The 21,900-nt window shown below is 71.8% G+C and carries 23 protein-coding genes; 17 read left to right on the top strand and 6 right to left on the bottom strand.

Going from position 1 to position 21,900, the window contains the following annotated elements; translation table 11 throughout:
- Positions 1 to 6: 6 nt before the first annotated feature.
- The 10 genes from QMC84_RS16175 (at position 7) to QMC84_RS16130 (ending at position 9,904) form a co-directional block, all read left to right on the top strand.
- A complete protein-coding gene (locus tag QMC84_RS16175) occupies positions 7 to 1,200 on the top strand; it encodes a phospholipase D-like domain-containing protein (protein WP_300376419.1) in 1,194 nt (397 codons plus the stop codon).
- An 83-nt stretch (positions 1,201 to 1,283) separates the two neighbouring features.
- Entirely contained in the window at positions 1,284 to 2,855 is a 1,572-nt protein-coding gene (locus QMC84_RS16170) for a LicD family protein (RefSeq protein ID WP_300376417.1), read from the top strand.
- A complete protein-coding gene (locus tag QMC84_RS16165) occupies positions 2,846 to 3,076 on the top strand; it encodes a DUF6752 domain-containing protein (protein WP_300376415.1) in 231 nt (76 codons plus the stop codon). The genes QMC84_RS16170 and QMC84_RS16165 overlap by 10 nt, the downstream gene beginning before the upstream one ends.
- Positions 3,077 to 3,081: 5 nt before the next feature.
- Positions 3,082 to 4,140 carry a hypothetical protein gene (locus QMC84_RS16160; protein ID WP_300376413.1) on the top strand — a complete coding sequence of 353 codons (1,059 nt, stop codon included), beginning with the start codon at positions 3,082 to 3,084 and terminating at the stop codon, positions 4,138 to 4,140.
- Positions 4,141 to 4,221: 81 nt separating this feature from the next.
- A complete protein-coding gene (locus QMC84_RS16155; protein ID WP_300376411.1) occupies positions 4,222 to 5,586 on the top strand; it encodes a phospholipase D-like domain-containing protein in 1,365 nt (454 codons plus the stop codon).
- A gap of 4 nt (positions 5,587 to 5,590) precedes the next feature.
- Complete coding sequence (locus QMC84_RS16150; RefSeq protein WP_300376409.1) at positions 5,591 to 6,622, top strand: hypothetical protein; 1,032 nt, start codon at positions 5,591 to 5,593, stop codon at positions 6,620 to 6,622.
- Between the two features lie 53 nt (positions 6,623 to 6,675).
- A complete protein-coding gene (locus QMC84_RS16145; protein WP_300376407.1) occupies positions 6,676 to 7,881 on the top strand; it encodes an acyl-CoA dehydrogenase family protein in 1,206 nt (401 codons plus the stop codon).
- An 82-nt stretch (positions 7,882 to 7,963) separates the two neighbouring features.
- Positions 7,964 to 8,983, top strand: a complete 1,020-nt coding sequence (locus QMC84_RS16140; protein WP_300376405.1) for an endonuclease/exonuclease/phosphatase family protein — start codon at positions 7,964 to 7,966, stop codon at positions 8,981 to 8,983.
- A 135-nt stretch (positions 8,984 to 9,118) separates the two neighbouring features.
- On the top strand, positions 9,119 to 9,301 hold the full coding sequence (locus QMC84_RS16135) for a DUF5302 domain-containing protein (RefSeq protein WP_300376403.1): 183 nt from the start codon (positions 9,119 to 9,121) through the stop codon (positions 9,299 to 9,301).
- 69 nt (positions 9,302 to 9,370) lie between these two features.
- Positions 9,371 to 9,904, top strand: coding sequence for a MaoC family dehydratase (locus QMC84_RS16130; protein WP_300376401.1), 534 nt, complete (start codon positions 9,371 to 9,373; stop codon positions 9,902 to 9,904).
- A gap of 21 nt (positions 9,905 to 9,925) precedes the next feature.
- Here QMC84_RS16130 and QMC84_RS16125 read toward each other — a convergent pair whose 3' ends face one another.
- A complete protein-coding gene (locus QMC84_RS16125; RefSeq protein ID WP_366145757.1) occupies positions 9,926 to 11,275 on the bottom strand; it encodes an MFS transporter in 1,350 nt (449 codons plus the stop codon).
- On the opposite strand from QMC84_RS16125, the gene QMC84_RS16120 reads away from it, so the two are divergent.
- From QMC84_RS16120 to QMC84_RS16105, 4 genes are all read left to right on the top strand, one after another.
- A complete protein-coding gene (locus QMC84_RS16120; RefSeq protein WP_300376397.1) occupies positions 11,216 to 13,177 on the top strand; it encodes a hypothetical protein in 1,962 nt (653 codons plus the stop codon). The two genes, QMC84_RS16125 and QMC84_RS16120, sit on opposite strands and share 60 nt — an antisense overlap.
- Positions 13,178 to 13,196: 19 nt before the next feature.
- Positions 13,197 to 13,769, top strand: a complete 573-nt coding sequence (locus QMC84_RS16115) for a histidine phosphatase family protein (protein ID WP_300376395.1) — start codon at positions 13,197 to 13,199, stop codon at positions 13,767 to 13,769.
- Positions 13,770 to 13,917: 148 nt separating this feature from the next.
- Complete coding sequence (locus QMC84_RS16110) at positions 13,918 to 14,565, top strand: DUF6758 family protein (protein WP_300376393.1); 648 nt, start codon at positions 13,918 to 13,920, stop codon at positions 14,563 to 14,565.
- Positions 14,566 to 14,774: 209 nt separating this feature from the next.
- Positions 14,775 to 15,677 (top strand): PHP domain-containing protein, encoded by a 903-nt coding sequence (locus tag QMC84_RS16105; protein ID WP_300376391.1) that lies wholly within the window; start codon positions 14,775 to 14,777, stop codon positions 15,675 to 15,677.
- Between the two features lie 3 nt (positions 15,678 to 15,680).
- On the opposite strand, the gene QMC84_RS16100 is transcribed toward QMC84_RS16105, so the two are convergent.
- The gene (locus QMC84_RS16100; RefSeq protein ID WP_300376389.1) at positions 15,681 to 16,442 is read right to left on the bottom strand and encodes an SDR family oxidoreductase; all 762 of its coding nucleotides are present in this window, start codon (positions 16,440 to 16,442) and stop codon (positions 15,681 to 15,683) included.
- 61 nt (positions 16,443 to 16,503) lie between these two features.
- On the opposite strand from QMC84_RS16100, the gene QMC84_RS16095 reads away from it, so the two are divergent.
- Positions 16,504 to 17,328 carry a ParA family protein gene (locus QMC84_RS16095; protein WP_300376387.1) on the top strand — a complete coding sequence of 275 codons (825 nt, stop codon included), beginning with the start codon at positions 16,504 to 16,506 and terminating at the stop codon, positions 17,326 to 17,328.
- Positions 17,325 to 18,038: a L,D-transpeptidase gene (locus QMC84_RS16090; RefSeq protein ID WP_300376385.1), complete on the top strand. Its 714-nt coding sequence runs from the start codon at positions 17,325 to 17,327 to the stop codon at positions 18,036 to 18,038. The genes QMC84_RS16095 and QMC84_RS16090 overlap by 4 nt, the downstream gene beginning before the upstream one ends.
- Before the next feature lie 86 nt (positions 18,039 to 18,124).
- Here the strand turns inward: QMC84_RS16090 and QMC84_RS16085 are convergent, their stop codons facing one another.
- Positions 18,125 to 19,612: a DEAD/DEAH box helicase gene (locus QMC84_RS16085; protein WP_366145758.1), complete on the bottom strand. Its 1,488-nt coding sequence runs from the start codon at positions 19,610 to 19,612 to the stop codon at positions 18,125 to 18,127.
- Positions 19,613 to 19,730: 118 nt separating this feature from the next.
- On the opposite strand from QMC84_RS16085, the gene QMC84_RS16080 reads away from it, so the two are divergent.
- The gene (locus QMC84_RS16080; RefSeq protein ID WP_300376381.1) at positions 19,731 to 20,459 is read left to right on the top strand and encodes a ferritin-like fold-containing protein; all 729 of its coding nucleotides are present in this window, start codon (positions 19,731 to 19,733) and stop codon (positions 20,457 to 20,459) included.
- Positions 20,460 to 20,566: 107 nt separating this feature from the next.
- Here the strand turns inward: QMC84_RS16080 and QMC84_RS16075 are convergent, their stop codons facing one another.
- The 3 genes from QMC84_RS16075 to QMC84_RS16065 all read right to left on the bottom strand — a co-directional run bounded on the left by QMC84_RS16075 (position 20,567) and on the right by QMC84_RS16065 (position 21,828).
- Complete coding sequence (locus QMC84_RS16075; protein WP_300376379.1) at positions 20,567 to 20,842, bottom strand: hypothetical protein; 276 nt, start codon at positions 20,840 to 20,842, stop codon at positions 20,567 to 20,569.
- A gap of 138 nt (positions 20,843 to 20,980) precedes the next feature.
- Positions 20,981 to 21,202, bottom strand: a complete 222-nt coding sequence (locus tag QMC84_RS16070) for a DUF3107 domain-containing protein (RefSeq protein ID WP_300376377.1) — start codon at positions 21,200 to 21,202, stop codon at positions 20,981 to 20,983.
- A gap of 38 nt (positions 21,203 to 21,240) precedes the next feature.
- Positions 21,241 to 21,828 carry a TetR/AcrR family transcriptional regulator gene (locus QMC84_RS16065; protein ID WP_300376441.1) on the bottom strand — a complete coding sequence of 196 codons (588 nt, stop codon included), beginning with the start codon at positions 21,826 to 21,828 and terminating at the stop codon, positions 21,241 to 21,243.
- Positions 21,829 to 21,900 lie beyond the last annotated feature (72 nt).

The following is a 21,900-nucleotide window of genomic DNA, read 5'->3' as shown; positions in this document are numbered from 1 at the left end:
GTGACCGTGAACACTCTCCGGATCCCGTACGTCGCCGTCCTGGTCCTCCTGAGCGCGCTCGCCGTCGCCGTGCCGGCATCGTGGTCCGCGGCCGCGCCGTCGCGGTCGGCCGCGCCGTCCGCCGCGAGGGTCGGCAGCTACGTGCCGCCCGCCGGCCCGAGCTTCAACAACCCGCTCGGCGAGCCCTGGCAGCAGCGCAAGCTGCTCCAGCAGGTGATCCGCACGGTCAACAGCTCTCCCGCGGGCTCGACCATCCGGATGGCCGTCTACTCCTTCGGCGACGGACAGACCGCCGACGCGCTGCTCGCCGCGCACGACCGCGGCGTCAACGTGAGGCTGGTCTTCGCCGGCGAGAACGTCTATCCCGCCATGGCGCGGCTGCGCAACGCGATCGGCACCGACACCACCAAGCCCTCCTTCGTCGTGATCTGCCAGAACAGCTGCCGCGGCGAGAAGGGCCAGATGCACGCCAAGTACTTCTCGTTCAAGGCGGCGGGCTCGGCACGCTGGATCACGATGGTCGGCTCGGTGAACCTCACGCAGTACAACGCGCAGGACCAGTGGAACGACCTCTACACCCGGGTCGACGACCGGCCGTACTTCCGCGCCTACGGGCGCTGGTTCGGACAGCTCAAGAACGACCAGCCCGTCGCGAAGCAGTACGTCCACAAGGCGACGGCGACCGCCGACATCCGGATGACCCCGGTCGACCTCACCGCCGAGACCGACCCGATCGCCGATGCGCTCGGGCGGATCCGCTGCCAGGTGACGATGGGGGAGCTCGACCCGGAGAGCCCGACCCCGGACGAGGTCGTGGCGACGGCGCTCTACATCAGCACCCACGCGTGGAACGAGGAGCGCGGCAAGACCCTCGCCCGGCAGGTCGTGGGGCTGCGCTCGGACGGCTGTGACGTGAAGGTGTTCTACGGCACCGGTCTGGGAGCGGCGGTCCGGTCCATCCTCGAGAACAACGGGGTGACCCTGCGCAAGGGGCACAACCCGGGGATCCGCACCCACCAGAAGGTGATGATCGTCGACGGCGCGTTCGGCGACGACCTCGACACCGTGCGGGCCTGGACCGGCTCGCAGAACTGGAGCGACCGGGCGGCCAACCGCGACGACCTGATCGTGCAGATCAACGACGAGGCCGACGCCCAGCGCTACGTCGACCGGTTCCTCTGGATGTGGGACCGGGCGTAGCCCGGCTGGATGTGGGCTGACGCGGCCCGCGGGATACGATCACGCGTCCGCACGTTCCGTCGACCCGCAGGAGCCTGACACCCGTGAGGAGCCCGCTGTCCCGGCTCGGCCGGGTGTCCTCCGTCTCGGTCGACGCGGACGGCATCAGCGCCCGGAGTCGCCGCGAGGTCGTCCTCGACGTCTCCTTCGACGGGCGGCGCGTCTACTCCTTCTGGCTGCACCGGGACGGCACCCCCACCGGCGCACCCGGCACCTGGCAGGTGCCGTGGCCCGGCAGCCTGCACCGCTTCCTCTCCGGCACGACGAGGCTGACCCTGGCCGTCCACGAGAGCCAGGAGGCCGTGTTCGACCAGGAGGTGACCCTCGGCGGCGGTGCCGGTCGGATCGCGGTCGTCAACGCCGCCGGGCAGCCGCTGAGCCTGGACAAGTCGCTCCGGCTCGTGCAGACCTTCGACAGCCGCAGCGAGGAGAACGTCCGGCCGCTCCTCGACGCCATCGACCACGTGCTGGCCGGGCTCGAGCAGGCCGGGATCCACGCGTTCCTGGCCTACGGCACGCTCCTGGGCGCGGTCCGCGACGGTCGGCTGATCGGCCACGACAGCGACGCCGACCTCGGCTACGTGAGCGAGCACGAGCACCCGGTCGACGCCATCAGGGAGTCCTTCCGGGTCCAGCGGGCGCTCACCCGGGCCGGCTACCGGATCACCCGCTACTCCGCGCTGGCCTTCAAGGTCGACGTCGTGGAGAGCGACGGGGTGGTGCGCGGCCTGGACGTGTTCGGCGGCTTCATGCGTGACGGCTACCTGCACCTGATGGGGGAGATCCGGACCCCGTTCAAGCGCTCGTGGGTCACGCCGCTGGGCACCGCCACGCTCGAGGGCCGCTCGTTCCCCGTGCCGGCGGACACCGACCGCTTCCTGACGGCGACCTACGGCCGGTCCTGGCGGGTCCCCGACCCGGCCTTCCACTTCGCCACACCGCGCTCGACGCACCGCCGGTTCGACGGCTGGTTCCGCGGGATCCGGGTGCGCCGCCCGCTGTGGGACCGCGTCTACTCCCGGCGGCCCGCCCCGTCCGCGACCCCGTCCGACCTCGCCCGCTGGGTCGCGGACCGTGAGGACCCGACCACGCCCGTGGTCGACCTGGGCTGCGGCACCGGCAGCGACGCGCTGTGGCTGGCCCGCCGCGGCACGCCGGTCACCGGTCTCGACTTCGTACGGCGCGGCTTCGAGCGCGCCGAGGAGGAGGCCGTGGCCGAGGGGTTGGACGCGCGGTTCCTGGCCTGCAACCTGCTCGAGCTCCGCTCGGTGCTCGCGACGGGTGCCCTGGTGGCGGCCGACCGGGGGCCGCGGATCGTGATCGCCCGCCACCTCGCGGACCACCTCGGCGCCGGAGCCCGCAGGAACGCGTGGACCGCCGCCCGGATGATGCTCCACGACGGCGGTCGGCTGTACCTGGAGTTCCTGATCCAGCGCGGCGACGGCCGCCTCGCACGCAAGCAGCGCGCCCGGGTTCGCACGCCCAAGGCGGTGGCTCGGGAGCTGCGGGCCCTGGGTGCCACAATCGTCGAGCGCGAGACAGTACGAATCCCCAGGAGCGACCGCGGTGGCGGTTCGCCCGCCAAGACCTGCCGGATGGTGGCCACATGGCAATGAAGGACCGGATGAGGAACGTCGCCGGACGGTTCCGGGCACCGGCGACCCACGACCTGCGCCAGCGCGTCGTGGCGCTCGAGGCCGAGGTGCAGGAGTGCCGCCAGCTCAACCTCCGGCTCGCGGAGCTGACCGACGTGGTCACCGCTCTGCTCGTCCCGCTCGCCCGAGCCGACGAGGCCGAGCTGCGCGAGGTGCTCGCGAAGTACCACGAGAGCCTCTGAGAGTCGTGGCCGACCGGGTCTTCCTCCACGTCGGGCTGCCCAAGACCGGGACGACCTACCTGCAGGGCGTGCTCTGGGCCAACCGTGGGCTGGTGGCCCAGGACGGTGTGCTGCTGCCCGGCTCCGGGCACCGCGACCACCTCTGGGCCGCGCTCGACGCCCAGGGCCGCAAGAACCTGCGTCGTCGGGGCCCGAAGGCGAAGGGTGCCTGGGGCCGGCTCCGGGACGAGCTCAACCAGGCGGATGGCACCGGGCTGGTGACCCACGAGTTCTTCTGCGGCGCCTCGCGGCAGCAGGCCGAGCGCGTGGTGGCCGACCTGGCGCCGGCCGAGGTGCACGTGATCGTCACGGCCCGGCACACGGCCGGCATGCTCACGGCGGGCTGGCAGGAGATGGTCAAGAACGGCGGCACGGCGCCGATCGACCAGATTCCGCAGAAGTCCGGGCCCGGCTCGGAGTTCAGCTGGCGCACGTGGGACCTGCAGGGCGTCCTGAAGCGGTGGGGGAGCGCGGTCCCGCCGGAGCGGGTGCACGTCCTCCCGATGCCGGGCAAGGGCGAGCCGGTCGACCGGCACTGGCGCAACTTCGCCGGCGTCGTGGGCCTGTACTCGGAGTACCCCCTGCCGGCGCGGGCCGCCAACCAGTCGCTCGGCGTCGTCCAGGTCGAGCTGCTGCGCCGGGTCAACGAGCACCTGAGCGGTTTCAAGGGCCCCACCGCCCGGGGTCGGTGGATCCGCGGCTACCTGGCCGAGGGCCACCTCGCCGCGCAGCCCGGTGAGTCGTTCGGGCTCGACGAGGAGCTGCTGGCGGAGTGTCGACGCCGCGCGGAGCGCGCCGTTCGCCTGATCCGACGACGCGGCTTCGACGTGGTCGGCGACGTCGAGTCGCTGCTGGTGCCCGCCGAGCTGACCGCCCAGCGATCGGTCACGAGCGTCACCGAGGCCGAGCTCGTGGATGCGGCCGGCCAGCTGGTCGCTGTTATGCTCGCCGACGTTCGTGAGATGTCCGGGGGCGCGACGGGGCGCCGCAAGCGTCGTTCGGCGAGGACCGCACCCAGCACCTGACCGGTTGCCCCTCGACTCTGTCCTGACGCGACGGCGGTCTCGATGGTGCGAGGTGCAAGAGGTGTGGGTGTGGGTGTGGCTGTGAGGTCCAGGATCCTGGCGCTGGTGGGCGCGGTCGCTCTCGGCGCCTCGCTGCTCGCCGTGCCCGCCCAGGCCGGTGCCGGCACGTCCTCGGCCGGCGCGGAGCGGACGGCGGCGCGCACCGGCGTGACCAAGCAGCGCTGGATGCCGACCACCGGCGGGTGGTTCAACGACCCGTGGGGTGACGCCGAGGCCAAGTACCGGATCGAGCGGCAGATCGTCGCCGCGATCAACCACGCCCGGAAGGGCTCCTACATCCGGATCGCGCTCTACTCCTTCGACCGCGTCAACGTGGCGAAGGCGCTGATCAACGCCCACGACCGCGGCGTGCGGGTGCAGGTGCTGCACAACGACCACCAGTACACGACCGCGATGAAGATGCTCAAGCACGAGCTGGGCAGCAACCGGTCGAAGAAGAGCTGGGACTACATCTGCAAGACCGGGTGCCGCAGCGAGCAGGGCGTGCTGCACGACAAGATCTACCTGTTCGAGCACACCGGCGGCGCCACCGACGTGGTGATGACCGGATCGCACAACCTGACCGGCAACGCCGTCAACCACCAGTTCAACGACCTGTTGATCAAGGCCGAGGTGCCCCGTCTCTACGACCGGCTGCTCGACCTGTTCACCGAGCTGAAGCGGGACAGGACGGCCAAGCCGCTCTTCCAGCACAGCGACCTCGGCGAGTTCGAGCTCTGGGTGATGCCGCACCCGCGCACCACCGAGCAGAACGACCCGATCATGAACATCCTGCGCCCGATCCAGTGCCAGGGCGCTCAGAACGGCACCGGCACCGGCGGCCGTACCAAGATCCGGGTCTCCATGCACGCCTGGAACGGCGCCCGCGGGACCTACATCGCCCGGCGGCTGCGCCACCTCTACGCCCAGGGTTGCGACGTCCGGGTCCTGTGGGCGCTCGGCGGTGCCGAGATGAAGCGGGTCATCGGCATGTCGACGCCGCGCGGGACCGTGCCCCGGCACACCGACAGCTACAACACCGACTGCGACGAGCTGCAGCAGGTCGACATGTACAGCCACCAGAAGTACCTGACGGTCTCCGGCCACTACGGCGAGGACCGCTCGGCGTCGTACGTGTTCACCGGGTCGAGCAACTACACGCACTCCGGGCTCGTGGGCGACGAGATGATCCTGCGGGCGCCCGGTGTCCACCTGGTCAACCAGTGGAACCGCAACTTCGACTTCATCTGGAACGAGCGCTCGCGACCGGTCGGCGACAGCCCGGGACCGACGTTCGCCCCGACCCCGCCGACCTGCACCACGTACCGGACCGGCTCCTCCGCGGCCGCGCGTCGCGCGACGACCACGGACCTGTCGTTCTCCGGGCGCTACTGGGAGAGCGACTGATCACGTGGCCGAGCGGATGGTCCTGCACGCCGGGACGATGAAGTCCGGAACGACGTTCCTGCAGAACGTCGTCTCCCACAACCGCGAGGCCCTGCGCGGGCAGGGCGTCAGCTTCCTGGGGCGGAAGTGGCGCGACCAGATCAAGGCGGCCCAGGACGCGATCGAGCACGGCGGCAAGGGCCAGCCGGAGATCGCGCCCGACGGGCCCTGGGCCCGGATCGTCCGGGAGGCCGAGGCCTGGCCCGGCACCGCCCTGTTCTCCGTGGAGTTCTTCGGCGCCCGCAAGCCCAGCAAGATCGAGCAGATCGTCGGCTCCCTCGGCTCGACCCCGGTGACCGTCGTGCTCACGGTGCGCGACCTGGCCCGGAGCATCCCGAGCATGTGGCAGGAGTCGGTCCAGAACGGCGGCCGCGCGACCTGGGAGGACTACCTGGTCGCGATCCGTGAGGACCGCAACGACTCCGCCCTCGCGAAGTCCTTCTGGCGCCAGCAGGGCGTGGCCTCGATGGCGCGTCGCTGGGCGGCGGTGGTCGGCACCGAGAACGTCGTGCTCGTGACCGCGCCCCCGAAGGGTGCCCCGAGCCGACTGCTCTGGGACCGGTACGCCGAGGTCCTCGGGATCGACCCGGAGTCGTGCAGCCTGGAGGTTCCGGCCAACCCGTCCCTCGGGCTCGCCTCCACGCTCGTCCTGCGGCAGCTCAACGACGAGCTCGCCGCCGACCCGCTCTCGCGCGGTGCCTACCACCAGAAGGTGAAGCGGGCGCTGGCGAAGAACGGCATGGCCCGGCACCGCCGCGACGAGCCGGTGCTCGGCCTCGACGAGCCCTGGGTCTACCAGCGCTCCGAGCGGGAGATCGCCGCGCTCCGCAAGCTCGGCTGCCCGGTGGTCGGCGATCTCGGGGAGCTGACCTCCCACCCCGTCCCCGGGGTTCAGCCCGACGCCGTGTCCGTCGAGCAGCAGCTCGAGGCGGCCGTGCGTGGCCTTTCTCACGCGGTGCGTGATCTCACATGGGCCAGGACGGGGAAGAAGAAGTAGGTTACCCGCGAGTTGGTCCCGCTGCCGGGACGCCGCCGACCGAGAGGACGCCAATGGGCCGCCTGTGTGAGACCGAGGGACTGACCGAGGACCAGACCGAGATCCTCAAGGCGGTCCGGACGTTCGTGGAGGAGCGGATCCTCCCGGTCGCCACCGAGCTGGAGCACGCGGACGAGTATCCGCAGGAGATCATCGACGGGCTCAAGGAGCTCGGGATCTTCGGGCTCACGATCCCCGAGGAGTACGACGGGCTGGGCGAGTCGCTGCTGACCTACGCGCTGTGCGTGGAGGAGATCGCGCGCGGCTGGATGAGCGTGTCCGGCGTGATCAACACGCACTTCATCGTGGCCTACATGCTGATGAAGCACGGCACGGAGGAGCAGAAGCGCAAGTACCTGCCGAAGATGGCGACCGGGGAGGTCCGGGGCGCGTTCTCGATGTCGGAGCCGGGCCTGGGCTCGGACGTGGCGGCGGTGAAGACGAAGGCGACGAAGGACCCCGATGGTTCAGGCGACTACGTCATCGACGGCCAGAAGATGTGGCTGACCAACGGCGGCACGTCCAACCTCGTCGCGGTGCTCGTGAAGACCGACGAGGGTGCCGATTCGGTCTACAAGAACATGACGACCTTCCTGGTGGAGAAGGAGCCGGGCTTCGGCGAGACCGCCCCCGGCCTGACGATCCCGGGCAAGCTGGACAAGATGGGCTACAAGGGCGTGGAGACCACCGAGGCGGTCTTCGAGGGCCACCGGGTCTCCGCCGACCAGGTCCTGGGCGGCGCCCCCGGCCAGGGCTTCTACCAGATGATGGACGGCGTCGAGGTCGGCCGGGTCAACGTCGCGGCCCGGGCCGTCGGCATCGCCAACCGCGCCTTCGAGCTGGCCATCGCCTACGCCCAGCAGCGCGAGACCTTCGGCAAGCCGATCGCCGAGCACCAGGCGATCCTGTTCCGTCTCGCGGAGATGGCGACCAAGGTCGAGACCGCGCACGCGATGATGGTCCGGTCCGCCCGGATCAAGGACCGCGGCGAGCGCAACGACGTCGAGGCCGGGATGGCCAAGATGCTGGCTGCGGAGTACTGCAACGAGGTGGTCCAGGACTCCTTCCGGATCCACGGCGGCTACGGCTACTCCAAGGAGTACGAGATCGAGCGGCTGTACCGCGAGGCGGCGTTCATGCTGATCGGCGAGGGCACCTCGGACATCCAGAAGATGATCATCGGCCGCTCGCTGCTCAAGGACTACCAGCTCAAGGGCTGACGCGCGGACGCCGCCAATGGGGCCGGTGTGACGGATGTGACGTTAGAGTTCTTCCGTCGCCCTACCTTCCCCGGAGGACCTGATGCTGTCCGACCCCCGTTCGCGCTCTCGTGCTGCCGTCGTCGCGGCCCTGCTGCTGGGCATGGTGCTCGGCGCCCTGGTGCTCCGCGTCGCAGGCGGGGCCGGGGAGGGTGGCGAGTCCGCCCGCCTCGCGGAGGGCAACGCCACCACGAGCCCGACCCCGACCACCACGCCGACGCCGGGCCTGGCCACCCAGGTCACGATCAGCTCGCTCAACGTGCTCGGCGCCGACCACACGGAGCCCGGCGGGAACAGGACGGGCTGGGCCTCCGGCGAGCAGCGGATGCGGTGGCTGACGAAGGTGATCCAGGCCAACGGCGTCGACGTCATCGGGCTTCAGGAGTTCCAGAACCCGCAGTACCAGACCTTCCTCGAGGAGACCGCGGGCACGTACGCCACCTACCCGGGCCTGCTGTGGGGCAAGAGGGGGATGCGCAACTCGGTCGCCTGGAAGGTCGACGAGTGGGAGCTGGTCAGCGCGAGCTGGGTGAAGATCCCGTACTTCCATGGCACGATCCTGCGGATGCCGGTCGTGCTGCTGCGCAACCTGCAGTCCGGCCAGCAGGCCTACTTCTCCTCCTTCCACAACCCGGCCGACGCCCGCGGCCACGCGGCGAAGTGGCGCAAGCAGGCCACCGACATCGAGGTCGCGCTGGTCAACCGCCTGCGCGCCGAGAGTGGGCTGCCCGTCTACGTCACCGGCGACATGAACGAGCGCGACATCTACTACTGCCGGATGACGTCGGGCACCGACATGGTCTCGGCCAGCGGCGGCATGAACGACGGCCGGACGTGCGCGCCCACGCGCCCGACGTACATCGACTGGATCTTCGGCTCACCGGAGACCACGTTCAGCGGCTACGTCGCCAACCGCGGTCCCCGGATCCGCAAGTCCACCGACCACCCGATGATCATCGCCCAGGCCGAGCTGCCGCCGGTGATCACTCCGACCGACTGCCCGACGCCCACCACGTCGCCGACCCCGACGCCGACCGGCAGCCCGACGCCGAACGTGTCCTGAGCGACCGGCCGGGCGCGGCGGGACCGAAGTCCGTGGCGCGTTCGGGGCGGTCGTGCAAGGGTGGAGGGACCGGTTCGCAGGACCGGGTGGCAACACTAGATGGCAGCACTGGCCGGCTCGACCCGTGGAGGATCCATGACCGACTCGAACGCCAACGACGACCTCAAGACCAAGATGCGTGAGGCGCTCGACCGGAAGAACGCGAAGGAGAAGGGCGTCCACCAGGACGGCCCGATCCGGGAGAAGGCGCACGGCTCCGAGGTCTCCGGCGGTGGCCCGCGGCTGCATCGCCGCAAGGCCGGCGGCGGGGGCTCCTGAAGCCCACGTCCGGCTGCTGGTGAGATAGGCCACGGTGCGACCGGGTCCGAGGCCGGGCAGAGTGTGCGCATGCAGTTCGGACGCAGCTACGAGGAGTTCGAGGTCGGCGCGACCTACAAGCACTGGCCCGGGAAGACGGTCACCGAGTACGACGACCACCTGTTCTGTCTCCTGACGATGAACCACCACCCGCTGCACCTCGACGTGCACTACGCGGAGGAGACGACCCAGTTCGAGAAGAACGTCGTGGTCGGCAACTACGTCTACTCGATCCTGCTCGGCATGAGCGTGCCGGACATCTCCGGCAAGGCGATCGCCAACCTCGAGATCGAGTCCCTGCGGCACGTGGCGCCCACCTTCCACGGGGACACGCTGTACGGCGAGACCACGGTGCTCGACAAGTGGGAGTCGACGTCCAAGGACGACCGTGGCGTGGTCCACGTGGAGACCATCGGCTACAACCAGGACGGCAAGGTCGTGTGCATCTTCCGCCGCAAGGTGATGGTGCCCAAGAACAGCTACCTGGAGGCGCGCGGCGGCGAGCAGCCCGGCCGCCCGGTCCCGCAGCCGGACCGCAACTGGAGTGGCCCCGCACCGAGCTAGCGGTGAGCGGCCGACGGACCCTCAGTCCTGACGGGACACGAGTCGCGCGGCGATGCGAGGCGCGAACGCCGGCGCCAGCGGCACGATGCCGAGCACCAGGACCATGGGGACGGCGAAGCCGATCCGCAGCGAGTCGGCGCCGATGAGGCCGGTGAGCACCGAGCCGAGCAGCGCGCCGACGTAGTTGAACTGGTTGAACCGGGCGATCACCGCGTCCACGCGCGCCTGCCGGACGGCGGGCTCGAACTCCTCGCCGTCCTCCGCCGCGCCCGCGATCCGGGCCGCCGCCGAGAAGCTCAGCGGGGCGACCACCGCGACCCCGCCACCGAGCAGGGCGAAGCCGAGGACCGCCACCTGCCAGCCGGGCGAGAAGACCACGACGGCGAGCGCCGCCGCGCCCACGAGCGCGCCGGCCCGCAGCACCGGGACCGGGCCGAAGCGGCGCACCAGGCCGTCCCCGGCCAGCCGCACGGCGCCGCTGACGAGCAGGTAGGCCAGCGCCGCGAGCGCGACGTACCGCGCGGGGGTGGGGAAGGTGTGGTCGAGGAACAGCGGTCCCCAGGTCTGCACGGCGGTGTCGACCATGTAGAAGAGCACCATCGCGGTCCCCACCAGGAGGATCGGCCGCCACGGGACCGCGACCTGCGCGGCGAGCTCGGTAGGTCCGTGGTCACGCGGGAGGAACGGCAGGAACGCGACCAGCAGCGGGATCACGCCGACCGCGGCGTTCGCGGAGAGTGGCAGGTGCGAGGTCGCCAGGGTCACCGCGGCGCCGAGCACGCCGCCGAGCGTCCAGGCGCCGTGGAAGGACGGCAGGATCGGGCGCGCGTAGCGGTGCTCGAGCGCGACCGCCTGCATGTTGGTGCTCGCGTCGACGATGCCCAGTCCGAAGCCGTAGACCGCGATGCCGGCCACGAACATCCCGGTCGTCCGGGCCGTGCACAGCACGGGCACCCCGACCGCGACGATCAGCAGCCCGGTGCGGAGCAGCAGCGCGCTGTCGCGGCGCTTGGCGAGGGCCTCGGCGGCCACCGAGCCGGCGCCGGCCAGCAGGATCATCATCAGCAGGATCAGGGAGAGCTGTACGTCGGAGAGGTGCCAGCGATCCTGGAACTCCGGCAGGCGGGTCGTCAGGCTCAGCAGGATCAGGCCCTGGCTGAGGAAGCCGGCGGCTGTCGCCAGGCGCGCCCGGGGGAGGTCCATGCGCCGCATCGTGGCACGGGTTGGTCGAAAAGCAGTGCCACTTCGGCCAACGTGGTCCACCATTCCGTGAGCACGTGCCTGACGAGCGGGCCTGCGGGAAGAGGGACGATGGCGCGCACGGGGCAGCAGCTGCGGCAGCGTACGGCGAAGGCGATGGCCCAGCCGCACGGCACGACCGGCTCGGCGCCGGCCCGGGCGGCGAACGCGCCGCGCTCGGGCTGGGGCGACCGGCTCCGCTACGGCTTCGACAACAGCATGTCGCGAGGCACGCCCGCGCTGATCATGTGGCTGTGCGTCGCCACGGTGGCCCTGATCGTGGTGTTCACGGTCCTCGTGAGTGTCTTCAGCCTGCGCGGCGGGAGCGAAGGTGGGTTCTTCCGGGAGCTGATCCAGAGCCTGTTCCACGCGCTCGACCCCGGCACGGTCGCGGGGGACGGCGAGAGTCCCTGGCGGTTCCTGCTGACGATGCTGCTGCTGACGATCGGAGGCCTGTTCATCGTCAGCGCGCTGATCGGCGTGATCGCCGCCGGCATCGACACCAAGCTCGCCGAGCTGCGCCGTGGCCGCTCCATCGTGCTCGAGAGGGACCACACGGTGATCCTCGGCTGGTCGGACTCGATCTTCACGATCGTGCGCGAGCTGACGATCGCCAACGAGAGCCGCCGCAAGCCGGTCATCGTGATCCTCGCCGACCGCGACAAGGTCGAGATGGAGGACGACCTGCGCGCCAAGGTCGACGACTTCCGAGGCACCCGGGTGATCTGCCGCTCCGGGTCGCCGATGGACCTCGACGATCTCGCGCTGAGCAGCCACCCGACCGCGCGCTCGGTGATCCTGCTCGCCCCGGAGGGCTCCGACGACCCCGACAGCGAGGTCATCAAGTCGCTGCTGGCGCTGACCCACGCCGGCCCGGACGGCCCGCGGATCGTCGCCGAGATCCGCAACCCGACCAACCTCGAGGCGGCCCGCCTGGTCGGCGCCGAGCGCACCGTGCTCCTCGACATCCGCGAGACGGTGGCCAAGCTCGTCGTGCAGACCTCCCGGCAGTCCGGCGCCGCGGCCGTCTACACCGAGCTGTTCGACTACGACGGCGACGAGATCTACTTCCTCGAGGACCACCGGCTCGACGGGACGACGTACGCGGACGCGCAGCTCGCCTTCGAGAGCGCGTCCGTGATCGGCCTGATCGCGGACGGGGTGCCGACCCTGAACCCGTTGCCCGGCACCGTCATCGCCGGGCACACGCTGATCGTGGTCGCGGAGGACGACTCGACCCTCCGGGGCGAGCCCGACGCCGTCGCGCGCCCCGACGTCGACCTGCTCGGCACCGCGGTCGCGGGCGAGGAGCATCCCGCCCGGGCGCTGCTGATCGGCTGGAACGAGCGAGCGCCCATCGTCGTCCGCGAGCTCGACCACTACGCCCCGCCCGGTTCGACGCTGACCGTGCTGACGTCGTACGCCGTGCCGAGCGTGCCCGGACTCACCAACCTCGCGGTCACGGTGGCCCCCGGCCCGACCACCGACCGTGCGACGCTGGAGCAGTACGTCGTCGACGGGCTCGACCAGGTGATCGTGCTCTGCTACTCCGACGACCTGGCGCCGCAGGCCGCCGACGCCCGCACCCTCGTCACGCTGCTGCACGTGCGCGACATCCTGTCCCGCTTCGACGCGGCGACGCCGGTGGTCAGCGAGATGCTCGACGACCGCAACCGGGTGCTGGCGCAGGTCGCGCACGTCGACGACGTGGTCGTCAGCGGCGAGATCGTGAGCCTGCTGGTCACCCAGCTCTCCGAGGACCCCCGGCTGGAGCTGGTCTTCGGCCAGCTGCTCGGCAACGAGGGCAGCGAGATCTACCTGCGGCCCGCGGAGTGGTACGTCCAGCCGGGGGCCGAGGTCTCCTTCGCGACGATCGTCGCGGGCGCCGCCCGGCGCAACGAGACCGCGATCGGGTACAAGTCCGCGGCCCTGGCCGACGCGGACGCGTCGTTCGGGGTGCGGGTGAACCCGGCCAAGTCGGAGACCTTCCGGGTCCTTCCCGGCGACCGGGTCGTGGTGCTCGCCGACGACTGAGCTGTGTTCTGATGACCGGGTGAACCAGCCTCCCGCCCACGAGCTCTGGGTCGTCCGGCACGGCGCCACCGAGTGGAGTCGCGACCATCGGCACACCTCGACCACCGACCTGCCGCTGCTGCCGGAGGGCGAGGAGGTCGCCCGGTCCCTGGCGCCCCGCCTGGCCGCCGAGGACTTCGCACTGGTGCTGACCAGCCCCCGGCTGCGGGCGCGGCGTACCGCCGAGCTCGCCGGCTTCCCGGACGCCGTCCCCGACGACGACCTGGTCGAGTGGGCATACGGCGACTACGAGGGCACGACGACCGAGGAGATCCGCGAGCAGGTCCCCGGCTGGACGGTCTGGACCCACCCGACGCCCGGGGGCGAGACCGCCGAGGACGTCACCCGTCGGCTGGACCGCGTGGTCGCGCGCGTCCGCGGCGCGGACGGCCCGGTGCTGGCCTTCGGCCACGGGCACGCGCTGCGCGCACTGGCCGCGCGGTGGCTGGAGCTCCCTGCCGCCGACGGCCGGCACCTCCGCCTCGACACCGCCACGGTCTCGGTGCTCGGCTACGAGCGGGAGACCCCGGTCCTGCGCTGCTGGAACTCCTGAGTCGACTCCTGGCGGCGGCGCACCTGACGCACAGGTCGCGGATCGGCCCCTTCGCCGACCGGTACGTCAGGTGCGAGGACCGCACCGCCGAGCGGCACCCGGACCTTGTGCCCTTGACGCCTGACCGCACGATCCGCACCGTGGACCCATGTCGCTCGCGGCCAGCTGTGTGCGGTGCTCCGGTCCGGTGCTGGAGGCGCCGGACGACCCCGACGGACGTTGGTCGTGCCCCCAGCACGGGCTGACCCGCGCCCTGTGGCACGCCGGCGAGGCGACGTACGACGCGTTCGGCGAGCACCTGGCGGTCTCGCGGCAGTTCCCGACCTACCTGCCGTGGCCGCTCAGCCCGGGCTGGAGCGTGACCGACTTCGCGGCGGTCGGGGACGGACCGGAGCGGACCCGGGCCACCCTGACCTGCGTGTCGGGCACCAGCGAGCTGGACGGCCCGGTGGACGTCCTGGTGGTGGCCGAGGAGGCGGGCACCGGGCTCGGTGCGCGCTGCGCGAGCACCCGGTACGACGATCCCGGCGCCGAGATCGGGCACCGGCCGCCGGCGGTGCGGATCCGGATCGGCAGCCAGGCGGTGAGCCTCTGGGACGTCTCGACCAGCAGCGCGGACGACGAGTTCGACCGGTCCGTGGTGGCCGGGGAGGCCGGTGGACGGTGGCTGTGGATCGTGCTGCGGCCCGCGTCGGCGCTGCTGCTGCTGCGCGACGACTGGATCCTGCGCGACGTGTCCCACCTGGGACCGCAGCTGGTGGAGCTGCCGTTCGGAGGTCCCCGGCCGAGCTGGTGAGCCGCCCACCACGCACTCTCGCGGCGGCCGAGAACCGATCCACGCCCTAGGCTGCACGGGTGGTGGGTCCTGCGCGCTGTGCTCGGTCGGCGGGTGTGGGCGCCATGTCGCGACGACCATCGGCAGGCCGGGTGCCGGAAGGCCGCACCCACGGTTCGAGAGGGGGATGGGGAAGCGGGCCGGTCATGGCACCGCGTTCCTGACGACCGATGCGCATCGACCTCCACACGCACTCGCGGGCCAGCGACGGGACGGACACCCCGACCGAGCTGGTGCGCGCCGCGGCGGCGGCCGGCCTCGACGTCGTGGCGATCACCGACCACGACACCGCCGCGGGCTGGGCGGAGGCGACGCGCGCGGCGGAGGCGGCGGGCGTGCAGGTCGTCCTCGGCATGGAGATCAGTACCCGCCACCGCGGCCGCAGCGTGCACCTCCTGGGCTACCTGCCGGACCCGACGTACCCGCCCCTCGTCGAGGCCCTGGACCGGGTGCTGGAGGGCCGCGAGGCCCGGGTGCCGGCGATGATCGAGCGGCTCCGTGGGCTCGGCATCGACATCACCGCCGAGGACGTCCGCCGGGCCTCCTACGGCACCGCCGCGACCGGGCGGCCGCACGTGGCCGACGCGCTGGTCACGCTCGGCGCCGTGGTCGACCGGGACGAGGCGTTCGCGACCTACCTCGGGTGGGGAAAGCCCGCGCACATCGACCGGTACGCCGTGCCCCTGGTGGACGCGATCCGGCTGATCGCCGAGGCCGGCGGGGTCTGCGTGGTCGCCCACCCCTGGGGCCGCGGTGGGCTCGCTCTCGGCGGGCCGGGCCGCGCCGACGAGGAGGCGCTGAGCGGGCTGCAGGAGCTCGGCCTGGCGGGCATCGAGGTCGACCACCAGGACCACGACGCCGCGGCGCGGGACCGGCTGCGCGCGGTCGCCCGCAACCTGGGCCTGGTCGCCACGGGGTCGAGCGACTACCACGGCGACGGGAAGAACGACCACGAGCTGGGCTGCAACACGACCGACCCGGAGGAGTACGCCCGGCTGCTCGAGCTCGCCCGGACCGCCGCGCAGCGCTCGGGGCGGGTCACCCCCGCCGTACCGGGCCGAGCCGGAGGCTGAGGGTCAGCGCCGACCCATCGACTGGAACCGCTGCAGCAGGCCGGTCGGCACCAGCCGGGCCGCGGTGGCGATGGCCTGGTACTGCGCGCCCGGGATCGAGAAGGCCTTGCCGCGGGCGTGGTCCTTCAGCGCCCGCGCCACCAGCGTCTCGGCGTCGAGCCACATGAAGTCCGGGGCCGAGTCGCGGCGCACGCCCATCCGCTCGTGGAACTCGGTGCGCGTGAAGCCGGGGCACAGGCACGTCACGGTCACCCCCTGCGGCCCGTACTCGTAGTGCGCCCACTCCGAGAAGCTGTTCACCCACGCCTTGGCGGCCGAGTAGGACCCGCGGGGCAGGAACGACGCGACGCTGGAGACGTTGATGATGCCGCCGCTGCCGCGCGCCGACATGGGGGCGAGGGCGGCGTGGCTCAGGCGCATCACCGCGGTGACCAGGACGTCGAGCATCGCCTGCTCCTCCTCGACCGAGTTGTCGAGGAAGCGCTTCTTCAGGCCGAAGCCGGCGTTGTTGACCAGCAGGTCCACGGGCCGGTCCGGGTCCGCGAGCCGGGCGGCGACCACGTCGAGCTGCGCCCGGTCGGTCAGGTCGGCCGGCAGCACCTCGACGAGCACGCCGTACGCCGCGCGGAGCTCCTCGGCCTCGGCCTCCAGCCGGGCCCGGTCGCGGGCGACCAGCACCAGGTCGTGGCCCTGCTCGGCGAGCCGGTGGGCGAAGGCGCGGCCGATGCCCGCGGTGGGGCCGGTGACCAGTGCGGTTGTCGACATGACGCAAGTCAAACAGGTGGCTGCACCATCTCGGCACCCCCGTCCGGCATGATGGGCAGCGATGAGCACGACACTCGCGATCGCCAACCAGAAGGGCGGCGTCGCCAAGACGACGACGGTCGCCTCGGTGGGGGCTGCCCTCGCGGAGCTGGGTCACTCGGTCCTGCTCGTCGACCTCGACCCGCAGGCCTGCCTGACGTTCTCCCTGGGCATCGACCCCGAGGACCTCGAGCTCTCGGTCCACCACGTGCTCACCAAGGGCCTGGACCCGGCCGAGGTGATCATCGAGACCGAGGACGGCGTCGACCTGGTGCCCGCCACCATCGAGCTGGCCCGCGCCGAGGCCGAGCTGCTGACCCGCACCGGCCGCGAGCAGGTGCTCCGGTCGATGATCGAGGCGCTGGCCGAGGGCGAGATCGACTACGACTGGATCCTGCTCGACTGCCCGCCGTCCCTCGGCGTCCTGACCGTCGCGGCGCTGACCGCCGCGGACGGCGTGCTGGTGCCGTTGCAGTGCGAGACGCTGTCGCACCGAGGCGTGGGGCAGCTGCTCGACACGGTCCACGACGTACGCCGGTTCACCAACCGGGGTCTCGAGGTCTGGGGCGTGCTGCCGACCCTGTACGACGGCCGCACCAACCACTCGCGCATGGTGCTCGAGACGATCTCCGAGACCTACGACCTCGAGGTCGTCGAGCCGCCCATCCCGAAGACGATCAAGTTCGCGGAGGCGCCGGCGGCCGGGCGCTCGATCCTCGCGACCAGCCGCAGCAGCAAGGGCGCCCAGGCCTACCGGGAGGTGGCCAAGAGCCTGGTCGCGCGGTCCCAGCGGCCCAAGGTCAAGGCGGGCTCCGCGAAGGGCCGGGCCGGGAAGGCGCGGCCGTGAGCCGCCACCGCGGCGCCCCGGTACGCCCGCGCTACGGCCGGCTCGCGGCGCTGGGGTCCTCGCTCTCCGTGACCGTGATCGCGGTGCTGGGCGGCACCGGCGTGCTGCCCTCCGCGGTCGGCGACCCCCAGGGCTCGGCCGCGGCGATCGAGCAGGCGGCCGACCCGGCGCCGGCGTCGACGCCCTCGGCCGACCCGGACGCGGGCGCCTCGACCGGCGGCGGCGCCGCCGGGACTACGGACGGGACGACCCTCGCCGCCGAGGACGGAGCCGAGGACGGGGCCGAGGACGGGGCCGAGGAGACCGCGCTGCCCCCGGGCAGCGGCCACGGCAAGCGGATCGTGTTCAGCCAGAGCGGTCAGCGGGTGTGGCTGGTGAGCCGGGCCAAGCACGTCGAGCGCACCTACCTGGTCTCCGGCAGCGTCACCGACAACCTCGACCCGGGCACCTACACGGTCTACTCGCGCTCCGAGCAGGCCTGGGGGATCGACGACTCCGGCACGATGCGCAACTTCGTGCGCTTCACGCAGGGCGACACGGGCGCGGCCATCGGCTTCCACGACATACCGATCGACGAGGGCGAGCCGGTGCAGACCCTGGCCCAGCTCGGCACCCCGCAGTCGCACGGCTGCATCCGCCAGAAGCACTCCGACGCCGTCGCGCTCTGGGACTTCGCGCCGATCGGCACCACCGTCGTCGTCACCGCCTGAGCGCCGCTGCCCTCAGTCCCGAGGCCGGGTCGTGTGCCTGAGCCCGCGCCATGGCGCGGGCTCAGGCACACCCGGGAGGCGGCGTGCTACTCCGCGGCGGCCGCGGGCTTGCTGCCGCTCGAGCGGCGGCGGTTGCGCGAGCGGGACCGGTTGCGGGAGCCGTTCGACCGGGCCTCCCCGCCCTCGGCCTCGGGTGCCGCCGACGTGCCGGCCGGCGCACCAGCGGCGACGGTCTCGCCCGAGCGGGTCCGGGTCCGGTTGCGGTTGCGGTTGCGGTCGCCGGAACGCTCCCGGCGCTCGCCGCCACGGTCCTCCCGCGGCTTGCGCTCCACGGGCGCCGGGTCGACGATCCGGCCCTTGGTGCCGGGGGCGATGCCCTGGTCGTGGTAGAGGTGCTCGGAGGTGGAGTACGTCTCCTGCGGCTGTTCGAACGGCAGGTCGAGCGCCTTGTTGATCATCTTCCAGCGCGCCAGGTCGGCCCAGTCGACGAACGTGATCGCGATGCCCGAGGCGCCGGCCCGGCCGGTACGGCCGATCCGGTGCACGTAGGTCTTGTCGTCCTCGGGGCAGCTGTAGTTGATGACGTGCGAGACGCCCGCGACGTCGATGCCGCGCGCCGCGACGTCGGTCGCGACCAGCACCCGCAGCTTGTCCTCACGGAACTTGGTCAGCGCCTTCTCGCGAGCGACCTGCGCCATGTCGCCGTGCAGCGGACTGGCGCTGAAGCCCCGCTCGGCCAGGTCGTCGGCGACCCGCTGCGCCTGCCGCTTGGTGCGGGTGAACACGATGATCTTGCCGGCGTCCTCGGCCTGGAGCACACGCCCGATGATCTCGGGCTTGTCGAGGTCGTGGACCTGGTAGATGAACTGGGCCGTGGCCGGGACGGTGGCGTTCTCGTAGGACGACTCCGCGCGGATGTTCATCGGGTGCCGCATGTGGATGCGGGCCAGCGACACGATCGCGGCCGGCATCGTGGCCGAGAACAGCATGGTCTGGCGGGTCTCCGGCGTCATCGCCAGGATCCGCTCGACGTCGGGCAGGAAGCCGAGGTCGAGCATCTCGTCGGCCTCGTCGAGCACCAGCGCGTGCACGTGGGAGATGTCCAGGGCCCGGCGGTTGCACAGGTCGATGAGCCGGCCCGGCGTGCCGACGACGATGTCGACGCCGCTCGCGAGCGTGTCGAGCTGGGTGTCGTAGCCGACGCCGCCGTACACGGTGAGGACTCGGAGGCCGAGGTCCTTGCTGGCGAGGTGGAGGTCGTTGGAGACCTGGAGCGCCAGCTCACGGGTCGGGGCGACGACGAGCGCCTGGGGCTTGCCCTGCGGCAGGTCGGCGTAGGCGGGGTCGCTGGGTGCGACGCTGCGCTGCAGCACCGGGATGCCGAAGGCGAGGGTCTTGCCCGTGCCGGTGCGGGCCTGCCCGATGAGGTCCGTGCCGAGGAGGGCGACCGAGAGGGTCATCTCCTGGATGGCGAACGGGGTGACGATGTTGGCGCGCTCGAGCGCGTCGCAAATCTCGGGGAGCACCCCGAGCTCTCGGAACGTGGTCAGGGTCTTGTCGCTTTCGTGAGTCAGCCGGGATCAACCGAATGAGATGTCGGATGCGGCGGACTCGGGAATGCGGTCTGCCGCGCACATACGTGGGCCGCTTGGGCGACCTCGATCACTGGCAGTCTATCGGTAGGGTGCGCACGTGCCTTCATCCCCGCCGGACGACGCCCCTGTCACTGCTGCTGGCGGCACCGACGGTGTCGCCTTCCAGGACCCGGAGTACCGCGAGGCGGTGGTCGACCTGCTCGGGGCGATCGCGTACGGCGAGATCTCGGCCTTCGAGCGGCTCGCCGAGGACGCGAAGCTCGCGCCGACGCTGGCGGACAAGGTGGCCATCGCCACCATGGCGACCGCGGAGTTCGGCCACGTCGCCTGGCTCAACGAGCGGCTCGCCCAGCTCGGCGCCGACCCGTTCGAGGCGATGGCCCCGTTCGTCGAGGCGATCGACCGGTTCCACGAGCACACCGCCCCGAGCGACTGGTACGAGGGGCTGATCAAGGCGTACGTCGGCGACGGCCTCGCCAACGACTTCTACCGCGAGATCGCGGCGTACCTCGACACCGAGACCCGGGACCTGATCGTGGCCTCGCTGGAGGACAGTGGTCACTCGGCCTTCGCCGTCGAGCGGGTCCGGGCCGCGATCGAGGCCGACCACCGTCTCGGGGGCCGGCTCGCCCTCTGGGGGCGCCGGCTGATGGGGGAGGCGCTGACCCAGGCGCAGCGGGTCGCCGCCGACCGGGACGCGCTCTCGGCGCTGCTCGCCGGTGGCGTGGACCGCCCGGGCCTGGACCTCGCCGCGATCGGCCGGATGTTCACCCGGATCACCGAGCGGCACGCGGAGCGGATGGCCGAGCTCGGGCTCGCCAGCTAGCGGCCACCGCCGTCGGTTTCCCCGGGTACCCGGGGAAACCAGTACTCCTGGGCCGAAACTTCGGCCGATAAGTGCAGGCTTTGGCTGAGGAGACCCCGCCCGACCGACTACCTGGGTGCCGCGGCCCGCCCGGTGCTGCGGGCCGCGACCGAGACCAGGACCGCGGCGACGACGACCTGCCAGATGTGGCGCCACCAGTCGACGCCGCTGCTGTCGCCGGCGAAGGCCAGCCCGTAGAGGAAGTCGCCGATCAGCACCCCGCCGATGCCGCAGATCACCGTCAGCCACAGCGGCACGTTGTCGCGGTCGCCCGGAGCGACCGCCTTGCCGAGCAGCCCGATGATCGTGCCGCCGATCAGGGCCCACAGCAGCGCGGACACCATGTCTCGATCCTCTGCACGACCGGGCTCGGGACGCAAGCGGCCGTTCCGCTGAGCGGCTCAGGTCTCGACCCGCCGGCCCGCGGCCTTTCGGCCGGGCGACGCGCTCGACCCCCGCAGCGGATCCGCCGACGCACTCGGCTAGCTGCGGAAGCCGACCTGGCCGAGGGTGCCGTGGCCGATCTCGACGTAGGCGAGCTTGGCGGCCGGTACGACGACCTTGCGGCCCTTGGTGTCGGTCAGGGTGAGCACGCCATCGCCGGCGACCGCCTCGCTGATCAGCTTCTCGACGTGGTCGGCCGACTCGTCGGTTTCGACGGTCAGCTCACGGGCGGCGTTCTGTACGCCGATCTTGACCTCCACGAGGTCCTCCTTCTGCTCCGGGATGGTGCGGGGATGGATCAGTGCTCGTCGGACTTGGGGTAGCCGCGGATCCCGCGCCAGGCGAGACCCGCGACCAGGGCCGCGGCGTCGGCCTGGCTGATGCGGCCGGGGTCCGTGAGCCAGAACCGGGCGCTGACCTGGGCCATTCCCACCAGGGACACTGCGAGCAGCCGGGAGGCGTCGGCGGGCAGCCCGGTGTCGTCGGAGATGACGAGCGCGATCATCGACGCGCACTCGGTCGTGACCCGGTCGACGTGGCCGCGGACCGCGGGCTCGTTGGTCAGGTCGGACTCGAAGACGAGGCGGAAGGCGCCGGTCTCGCCGGCGACGTACTCGAAGAAGACCTCCATGGTCGCGGCGACCCGCTGCTTGTTGTCCTGCGTCGACTCCAGGGCCGCGCGACAGTTGTCGATGATCGTGTCGCAGGACTCGTCGAGCAGGGCGAGGTAGAGGTCGAGCTTGCCGGGGAAGTGCTGGTACAGCACCGGCTTGGAGACACCGGCGCGTTCGGCGATGTCGTCCATGGCGGCGGAGTGGTAGCCCTGGGCGACGAACACCTCGAGCGCGGACTCCATCAGCTGCGCGCGGCGCTCGCGCCGCGGCATCCGGGCGCCGCGCGGTCGCGCGGCCGGTGTGTCGTACTGCTCAGCGGTCACCTGCGAACTGTATCGGCAACG

Origin of the sequence: Nocardioides sp. (assembly GCF_030019515.1) — a bacterium.
Classification (GTDB): Bacteria; Actinomycetota; Actinomycetes; order Propionibacteriales; family Nocardioidaceae; genus Nocardioides.
This window is presented reverse-complemented; position numbering and strand designations above follow the sequence as displayed.